The following is a 6381-nucleotide window of genomic DNA, read 5'->3' on the forward strand; positions in this document are numbered from 1 at the left end:
GCCGGGCCTTCACCACCGAGAAACCGCATCGGATGATCGACCAGCGGTTGGAAGGCGTTGGCGATCTGACGGGTGTTGCGCAGGTTGTGATCGAGGATCAGCGGGACCAGCGGCACCGGCGGGGATCCGTGCCGGCTGAACACCCGCTGGCCTTCATCGGTGAACAAATAGATACCACTGGTTTCGTCGTCTTTGAGCGCGGCCAGCAGCGGATCCCACCACGCGTCGGCGAAGTCCTGGGCCTCGTCGACGACGATCGCGTCGAACCTATGCCCCGGCTCGAGTTCGGCTGCCAGTTCGGCCATCTGGAGTGGCAGGTCGTGTTCCCAGAACTTGACGGTCTCCTCGTTGCGCAGCGTCTCGTCGGGGCCCTCCGGAGCACCCCAGGTCTTGCCGAGGTCGTGGAACTCGCCGACGTAGGCCGGCTGGTGCCGGCGGTTCCAGGTCGCGGTGATGCGTTCGAGGTAGGAAGCCAGACCGTGGGAGTAGCAGACCAGGGCGACGCGCCGGCCGTCGCGGGCCAGTCGCCGGGCCTGCTCCATCGCCAGGAAGGTCTTGCCGCTGCCGGCGCCGCCGCGGATCTCGACGCGGTTCAGCAACTTGACCGCATCGAGGATCACGGACTGGTGTTCGGTGAGAACATCTGCAGCGTCTTCGTTTTCGAGAGCGCGGGCGATGACACTGCGCTGCGGGAGGCCGCGGCCGCTGAGGGCCTCGTTGAGCTGGGCGATGCCGTCTCGTGTGAGCAGCGGCCGGTCGAGTTCCTGGGCGAGCACGATCTCGCGCAGCTTGGCGACCATGGTCGGCAGGTCGGTGCGGTCGATGACCTTCCAGCGAGGACACTCCGGCAGCGCGAAGTCTTCGGGCAGGTCGGTGTTGGGCAGGACGACGACGTGGTCCCAGCGCAGCCGGCCCTGGCTCCAGCGGGGGTCCTTCTCGATGAAGTCACGCAGCGCGTAGCAGGCTTCGCGGGCCTGGCGGACCGGGTCGATCTTGTGCTCGTGGCCGCGGCGCTTCTGCCACCAGGTCTCACCGTCGTGCCACAGCTCGCCGCCCTTGACCTCCACGCAGACGATGCCGGCGCCCTCGATGGCGACGAAGAAGTCGACCTCGTGGTCCTTGAGGTGGTCGGTGACCCGCTTCCCGGGGATGACGAGGTCGCCGGGCTCGAGTTGGTCGATCAACAGCTGGTAGACGCGGCGCTCGGCGCCGTTTGCCAGCCGCGGTGTCTCAACGACGGTGATGGTCATGCTGACGTCCCCCTTCGTCGCGACCGATGGTAGCGAGCGGGGCCGACGTATCTGGCCGTACCCGGACGTTGAGACTGCAGCCACGGCGGGAAAACCCTCAATAACTCCGCCGCCAGCGCAGCCTCAACGCGAGGCCGGCGGGGCTCCCCGCACCCTGACACGCCAAAGCATGTCGGGCCATAATGCGGGGATGATGCGCCGACGATCGACGCCCTGGCCCCGCCATGGATTCTGACGTTCCCGACCCGCTGTTACTCGGCCAGCGGGTGGTGGCGATTCTCGAGAGCGGGTTGCGCACTGCGACGTACAAACTCGCGACGCTGATGGCGCTCATCGAGCACTGCATCGAGAATCTGCCCGCAGAACCCGTCGACACACTGCCGGTCCCCATCCCCGACTTGGCCCATCGCGTGCTGGGGATCTACTGGCAGCAGATCCGTCCCTTCGACGGACACGAACTTCGGCAGTCGACACAATCTCGCGCGCGAATTCTTCTCGCAGCCAACATGCTGCACCAAGCGGCGACCGTCGGCCGACCACCGGCATCCCTCGAGGTCGCCAGGATGCGTGCGCCGCAGAGCTATGAGCGAGCAATCGATGAGGTCACGCTATGTCTTGCTCAGCAGCCACTGCATCGGCTCCAGCGATTGCCGGGTGCGGCCGCGAGCGACTCATTCCTTTTCGACGATTCCTTTCTGCACGACCACGTATCGCGATCCACTCTGCGTGCGCACGACGACTGCATTGTCCTGGAGCCCGGCGTCGCAGCCGGACTCGCGCGACTGGCGGGACTGCTCAAACCGGCGCTGGAGATCATGTGGGTGGATGACGTGCGGCGCATGAACAAGTTCCTCGACGCGAAGGTACCGGACGTCGCAGGTCATTTGTTCGGCCGGGAGCGCACTGCCCTCTCCGCAATTCGCCAGCCATTCAAGGACGTGTTCGGACCACACTGCTTCTACTGCGGGACGCACCTGCCGTCCGACAATCCCGTCGACCACGTTCTGCCCTGGTCGATCGTCGGCATCGATGGTCTTTCGAACCTCGTGCTGGCCTGCATTCGCTGCAACAGCGACAAAGGTGCTGCACTGCCGGCAATTTCGCTTGTTGATCGGGTGCTGGCCGATGGCCGAGCTGCTGCGCTGGATGACATCGCATCCTCCTTGGAGTGGCCGACGCAGCGGGACCGCGTCGTCGCCGTGGCCACCGGGATCTATCGAGCGCAGCCACCGGGACTGCCGACGTGGTCGGGGTATCGCCAGAGCGAGCGATTCGACATCGCCTTCCTTCCTCGCTGGGGGTGACGCACAGCGCAGCCTCAACGCGGCGCTACTCGAGCGCAGATCGCACGCCCGTATGCCCGAAGTCGTTCCCTTTCCACAGCAGCGGTTCGCGCAGATCGGTCGCGAGCGCATACGAGAGGCAATCACCAAAATTCAGTCGGGCGGGGTGCCCGCTTGCCTTGCCGAAGTCCGCATAGGCCTGGCGGGCCAGGCGGGCCTGGCGCTCAGTGACCGCCTCGACCGCCATTTTGGCTTCCTCGATCAACTCGTCCAGCGCTCTACTCACGATCGGGTCGCGCTGCGCGTCGAGCACGATGCCGCATTCGAGATAGCTGGCAGCGGACAGTCGGCACACATCAGCCGCGGCGATCGCTCTGGCGTACACCGCGGCGTCGTCTTCGTCTCGCAGGATCGCGATCAACGCTGATGTATCGGCGATCACGCCGGAAGGCCCTCGTCGTCGTAGAGCATCTCTGCGTGGTCGAGCTTCTTGGTTTCGGCTGTCATCCTTCGTCCGGTTCGGTGTCCGAGTGCCATGAGGCGCGCCGCGAGGTCATCCTGTTGGAGCTTGGCCAAGCGTTCGTTCACCGCCGTCGCCACCGCGTGGGCCTGCGACTCGCCGGTCAGCTTGGCGAGTTGCTTGACGGCTTCGTGAACCGACTCGTCTTTGATGTTCAGAGCCATTGGTACCTTTCTACCACAAGACGGTACCTTGGTGTAATGCCTGGTCAGGAGCGATCGCCGGTGGGGCGTTCCGAACGACAGCGGGGGTGTGGGCTCTTATGTGCTCGACACTCAGGCCGACCGGGCATGGGTCCCACGCAGTAGATCGCACGCGGCGACGAAGCGCGACCACTCGGCGGTCGTCGGGCGAACCGCAACGTCGGACACTGCGTCTTCGTTGACCACGAACCCGGGCGCCGTGGGCGCGAGGAGCTCCGCAAGTTTGACGATCTGCCCTGCCGGGCTGTCCTCGAAGCTCTCGTATACCCGCTCGCGAATCCACGCCTCCGCGCTGTTGACGCCGGCGACCACGTCCAGCACAGGTACCCGAAGAGCGTCGTCGCACCGCTTGACGTGTTCCTCGAAACGGTCTTCCCAAGATTCGGTCTGCCAACCGTTCCACACCTCCGGAAGTGCTGCGAAGAAACCCATTGTGTCGGCCGTCTGCCACGCCCCCAACGTCTTTCGGGGCACATCGATGTGGATGCCGCCTTCCGGGATCTTGCCGAGCGTGATGCGGCCGACACCCCGACCGGGCAACCTGTTCAACAGCGCCGGTCCGTGCCAGCCCTTGCTGAGGTGCCACCACAACGGCCAGAAGCGTAGCCGCCCCTCGGCGTCGACCACAGAGACGAGGTGACACAAGTGATTTCGTTGTCGGGCAAGCTTCAGCGTCGGCTTCCTGTCCCACGTCGACTGACGCAGCTCGGCCCCGACATAGCCTGCCAATTCAGCAGTTCCGTCGTACGCCCAGCCGATCTCGTAGCCAGACCAGACCGTGGCGAGCACCCTCATCAACGCGCGGCGCGCGTTCATCTCCACCATCAGTGACTCACCGAAGAACAGCACGCGGTGACGGTCGAAGTCCACCACCGCACCACCGTCGGCCCAATCCGGGTCGCACCACTGGTCCTTCTCGCAGTGCCGCAGCGAGGCCGCGTGCCGCAGCGCGAGGTCGGGTCCGCCGATCAACGCGTCGAGCATGCGGCAGCCGCCCCAATGTGAGTAGTACAGCTGCCAATCCTCGTCTTTGACGATGACGAAGTTCGCCCTGTTGCCCATGTCGCCCCGATCTGTGATGTCGCGGATTGCGCGCCGATTTCAGTCGAGTATCGGCGGCGGGTTTGACAGGTGGACGCGTCAGCGCAGCGGCATGGCCGTCGATTGTGGATAACGCGCAGACTGGTGATGAATCAGGGCAGATGCGCACGACCTCCACCATCGCGGGCATTCGTTTGTCGGCGGGGTCCACGAGACTCGGAAGCGATCGCTGTTGCGCGTAATCTGCATACACCGAGGTCGATGCGAAGGGAGGTGCACGATGTCCGATCTTGCACACCTGCCTCCTGGTCTGCTGACCCTTGAGCAATGGGATGCGCTCGAGCTAGACCCCGCGCGACGGTGGGAACTCAGTGAGGGGACCCTGACCGTGTCGCCGCGGCCGCAACTCTGGCATCAACGCATTTCCAGACGGCTCACCCGCCTGCTCGAGGATCATCTGCCTGACGGGTTCGAGCCGCTTCCCGAGATCGAGGTCATCACACGGGCAGCGTTCCCGCCGAGTGTGCGCGACCCCGACATCGTCGTCGTCCCGGACCGCGTGTTCGAACGGCGCCCCGCCCGGGTCCCGGCGGCCGACGTCGTGCTCGTGGTCGAAATCGTCTCGCCGGGCTCGCGGGGGACGGATCACGTCATGAAGCTGGACGAATATGCCAAGGCGGGCATCGAGCATTACTGGATCGTCGACCCCGACGCGCCGTCTGACGACCGATTCCTCGCCTACCGCCTCGACGGCGAGATCTATCGACGAGTCGATGCACTCGACCGCGGCAGGGTTCGGGTGAGCGAGCCAACAAGGATGGATTTCGCGCTCGAGGAGTTGACTGGCCGCTGACGGCCTTAGCAGGACTGCTGAGCGCGCCGTGTCAGCGGCCGGCAGGAGCTCCGTCGGGAACCGCCAGCGTGTGGATGGTCCGTTGCGACCGGAAGAACTGGCTCGGGAACGATCCGGTGTTGTACGGCAGGTCGTACTTCGCGCACAGTTCCCGCACGCGGACGCTGACCTGCGCGAGGCGGTTGCTCGGCAGGTCAGGAAACAGGTGGTGTTCGATCTGATAGCACAGGTGACCGCCGGAGAAGGCCAGCAGCGGAGACGCGGTGAAGTTCGCGGCCCCGAGCATCTGCCGCAGATACCACTCGCCTCTGGTTTCACCGTCGAGCACCGCCGGGTCGAACGTCTCGGCGCCGTCGGGGATGTGCCCGCAGATGATGTTCACGTACACCCACAGGTTCCGCAGCAGATTCGCGGTGACGTTGGCCGCAAGAGTTCGACGCCACCGTCGCAGGCTCAGCGCCGGAAGCAGCACGTAATCCTTGCTCAACTGGCGGGCGACCTTGCCGAAGAACCGGCGTTCCTCCGCAACCCTACCCGCCGGTGTGTCGACCCGGTCCCGCTCCGAGCGCAGACCGTGCAGGGCGATACCCCACTCGAAGGTCGCTGCCAGCAACAGGTTTCGCAGTGGCGTCCACAGGTGGGGCCGACGCCACGGCTGGTCTGGGGTCACCCGCAGCAGGCGGTAGCCGATGTCCTCGTCCATGCCGAGCACGTTGCTGAAGATGTGATGCCGGTAGTTGTGCGAGTACCGCCACTGCGCCGACAGCCCCGCCATGTCCCACTCCCAGCTGGTGGAGTGGATCTCCGGGTCGTTCATCCAATCCCATTGGCCGTGCGAGATGTTGTGGCCGAGTTCCATGTTCTCGATGGACTTCGCGTATGCCAACGACGCGGTTCCCAGCCACCAAACGGCCCTCGACCGGCTGCGCGCGATCACCAGACGCGCCCCTACATCGAGCGCGCGCTGGAACAGGATCGTGCGACGGATGTAGGCCGCGTCCTCGGCCCCCAGCGACTCCTCGACATCACGGCGAATCGTGTCGAGTTCGTCGGCGATCGCGTCGACGTCCTGCGTGCTCAAATGCATGTACGTGGAGACATCGGCGATCGCCATCAGGGGTGTCCTCGGGTGGGTTGCGTCAGATCGGCGCAGTCCAGCCACCGTCGGTGTCAGGACAGCAGCCTACGGCCTCGGACTTCACCGCGGGCATCCAGGTCACCTCCGCACCGA

Annotated in this window: 7 protein-coding genes; 2 read left to right on the forward strand and 5 right to left on the reverse strand. The window is 65.2% G+C overall.

From position 1 onward, the window contains the following. Positions 1–1250, reverse strand: a 1250-nt coding sequence (locus tag WA944_RS21875; RefSeq protein WP_526647337.1) for an NERD domain-containing protein, incomplete at its 3' end; no start/stop codon positions are given. Between the two features lie 224 nt (positions 1251–1474). On the opposite strand from WA944_RS21875, the gene WA944_RS21880 reads away from it, so the two are divergent. After that, positions 1475–2554 (forward strand): HNH endonuclease signature motif containing protein, encoded by a 1080-nt coding sequence (locus WA944_RS21880; RefSeq protein ID WP_526611304.1) that lies wholly within the window; start codon positions 1475–1477, stop codon positions 2552–2554. A gap of 25 nt (positions 2555–2579) precedes the next feature. Here the strand turns inward: WA944_RS21880 and WA944_RS21885 are convergent, their stop codons facing one another. The 3 genes from WA944_RS21885 to WA944_RS21895 all read right to left on the reverse strand — a co-directional run bounded on the left by WA944_RS21885 (position 2580) and on the right by WA944_RS21895 (position 4318). Further along, positions 2580–2975 carry a type II toxin-antitoxin system VapC family toxin gene (locus tag WA944_RS21885; protein WP_526370266.1) on the reverse strand — a complete coding sequence of 132 codons (396 nt, stop codon included), beginning with the start codon at positions 2973–2975 and terminating at the stop codon, positions 2580–2582. Further along, a complete protein-coding gene (locus WA944_RS21890) occupies positions 2972–3217 on the reverse strand; it encodes a type II toxin-antitoxin system VapB family antitoxin (RefSeq protein WP_526370264.1) in 246 nt (81 codons plus the stop codon). Before WA944_RS21890 ends, WA944_RS21885 begins: the two co-directional genes overlap by 4 nt. A 111-nt stretch (positions 3218–3328) precedes the next feature. After that, positions 3329–4318 carry a hypothetical protein gene (locus WA944_RS21895; RefSeq protein ID WP_526370262.1) on the reverse strand — a complete coding sequence of 330 codons (990 nt, stop codon included), beginning with the start codon at positions 4316–4318 and terminating at the stop codon, positions 3329–3331. Positions 4319–4577: 259 nt separating this feature from the next. Here WA944_RS21895 and WA944_RS21900 point away from each other — a divergent pair, with 259 nt between their 5' ends. Continuing rightward, complete coding sequence (locus WA944_RS21900) at positions 4578–5150, forward strand: Uma2 family endonuclease (protein WP_526370260.1); 573 nt, start codon at positions 4578–4580, stop codon at positions 5148–5150. 31 nt (positions 5151–5181) lie between these two features. Here WA944_RS21900 and WA944_RS21905 read toward each other — a convergent pair whose 3' ends face one another. Beyond that, positions 5182–6264, reverse strand: a complete 1083-nt coding sequence (locus WA944_RS21905) for a fatty acid desaturase family protein (protein WP_526647338.1) — start codon at positions 6262–6264, stop codon at positions 5182–5184. Between the last annotated feature and the right edge of the window lie 117 nt (positions 6265–6381).

Origin of the sequence: Mycobacterium sp. (assembly GCF_049683355.1) — a bacterium.
Lineage (GTDB): Bacteria > Actinomycetota > Actinomycetes > Mycobacteriales > Mycobacteriaceae > Mycobacterium.